Below are 1,817 nucleotides of genomic sequence, written 5' to 3'. Positions count from 1 at the left end.
GCACAGGCTGTCACGGCTGACCCTGCTTGGCCACTGGCAAAAAGGAAAGAGCGGGTGATTGCGTAGGGCGGGCCGCTTTTGCTCGCGCCTGGCATCGGGCAAGCTGTGGCCCCAGCACAGGAAGCCGATGAGCCGATGATGAATCTTGTCGAACATGCGGTGGTCGCCGTTGCCATCCAGATCGTGATCGCGCTCGCCACCCGCAACTGGTGGATCGGAGCGGCGCTGGCCTCCGGCTATTTTCTGGGACGTGAGGTGGCGCAGGCGGAATATCGCTGGATCGAACAATTTGGCGATGGCTTGCGTACCAATCTGCCGTGGTGGGGTGCGCTGGATGTCCGGTTATGGACCGAGCGGGCGCAAGTGGCGGACTGGCTTGGCCCGATCCTGGCGACAACGCTGGTGGCCGTCGTGATCACCCGGCGGCGAAAATCGGAAAATGGTGCCGGATGAGGGGATTGAACCCCCGACCTTCGGTTTACAAAACCGCTGCTCTACCGCTGAGCTAATCCGGCCCCCAAGTGCTTAGACGCAGTGGATAGCCGCTGCGCCCGCCCAACTCAACACCCGTTCGCACAAGCCGGATCGGGGGACCACCAGACGATGCGCGCAATTGTGTCGCCGGCGGCGACGCGGGGATCGGTGGTGATCATGTTGATGCGGCCGGCTGCGGGGGCGGTCACCGTTTCGACAAGGCCGCCAAAGGCGTCACGCACTTCAGCGATGGGTTGATCTTTCTTCACCGGGCTGCCCAGCGGCAGCAGCAGACGCATCCAGCCCGGCTTGCTGGCGCGGGCGGCGATGATGTCGTTTGCAATTGTCAGGCTGGCCGGCGGCGGCGTCAGCTTGCCGGGCAGCATCTTCATTTCGCGCATCAGGTTCGTCAGCCCCGATTCCGCCCGCGCGATCATCGTGTCGTCGAACATTTCGGGCCGGCCCAGTTCCAGCGTGATCGCCGGCACACCGTCATCGGTCAGCGTGTTTTCCACGGTGCCCTTGTCGCCCTTGTCCATCTTGATGATGTCGGGCGCCACCAGTTCGGCCATGTGGCGGGTCCGCGGCGTGGAGGCAAAGGCATACATCATGTAGGCGGTGCCGCGCGATTGGGTGTGCAGGTCCACCGCGCTGTCGGCATTGGGGCGGATCAACCGGCTCCACAGCCGGCCGGCAAAATCGGCGATGGCAGAGCCCCCTTCCTTGCCGGGCAGTTCGCGGTTGAGATTGGGGGCGCTGCGTGACCAGTCCGGCGTCCACTGCCGGGTCGATTGCAGCAGGCCAGGCGGGTTGAGGCCGGGCACCATGGTGACTGTGCCGGCCAGCTTCGCGGGATCGATGGTCGCTCCCAGCCGGTGCAGCACGGCGATGCCGTTGAGTTCATCACCGTGGATGCCCGCCGTGAGAACCAGGCGCGGGCCGGGCTGGGCGCCTTTGACCACAATCACCGGGATCAACCACGGCTGGCCAACCGGGCTCATCCCGGCGCGGAACCAGAAGCGCTGCACGCTGCCGGCCGCGATGTCATTCACGTCCAGCCGATCGATGATGGTAATGCCATCCAGGCTGCCGGCCGCTTCGGTGGCAGCCAGCGCTGGTGCGGCAGCCAGCAGGGCAAGGGCAGCCAGAGGCAAGCGCATCAGGCTTCGCCGGGGGCCGATGCGACGATGCGCAGGGCGTGGATACGATCAGGTGCAATCAGATCGCCCAGCGCGGCATAGACGGCGCGCTGGCGGGCGATGCGGCTTTGCCCGGCAAAGCTGGCGGCGCTGATCTTCACGGTGAAGTGCGATTCCGCATCATCGCCGCGATGGCCGGCGTGG

At 65.7% G+C, this 1,817-nt stretch carries 3 protein-coding genes and 1 tRNA gene; 1 reads left to right on the top strand and 3 read right to left on the bottom strand.

Going from position 1 to position 1,817, the window contains the following annotated elements:
• Nucleotides 1-138 precede the first annotated feature (138 nt).
• On the top strand, nt 139-453 hold the full coding sequence (locus RT662_RS03210; RefSeq protein WP_313669102.1) for a hypothetical protein: 315 nt from the start codon (nt 139-141) through the stop codon (nt 451-453).
• On the opposite strand, the gene RT662_RS03205 is transcribed toward RT662_RS03210, so the two are convergent.
• The 3 genes from RT662_RS03205 to RT662_RS03195 all read right to left on the bottom strand — a co-directional run.
• A tRNA-Thr gene (locus tag RT662_RS03205) sits at nt 441-515 on the bottom strand. The two genes, RT662_RS03210 and RT662_RS03205, sit on opposite strands and share 13 nt — an antisense overlap.
• 45 nt (nt 516-560) lie before the next feature.
• Entirely contained in the window at nt 561-1,634 is a 1,074-nt protein-coding gene (locus RT662_RS03200) for a succinylglutamate desuccinylase/aspartoacylase family protein (protein WP_313669101.1), read from the bottom strand.
• Nucleotides 1,634-1,817, bottom strand: a 184-nt coding sequence (locus RT662_RS03195; protein ID WP_313669099.1) for a BolA family protein, incomplete at its 5' end; no start/stop codon positions are given. The genes RT662_RS03195 and RT662_RS03200, both read right to left, overlap by 1 nt.

The sequence above is a fragment of the Sandarakinorhabdus sp. genome, assembly GCF_032115815.1.
Classification (GTDB): Bacteria; Pseudomonadota; Alphaproteobacteria; order Sphingomonadales; family Sphingomonadaceae; genus Sandarakinorhabdus.
The sequence above is the reverse complement of the archived record's forward strand: the minus strand, read 5'-3'. Positions and strand labels throughout refer to the sequence as shown.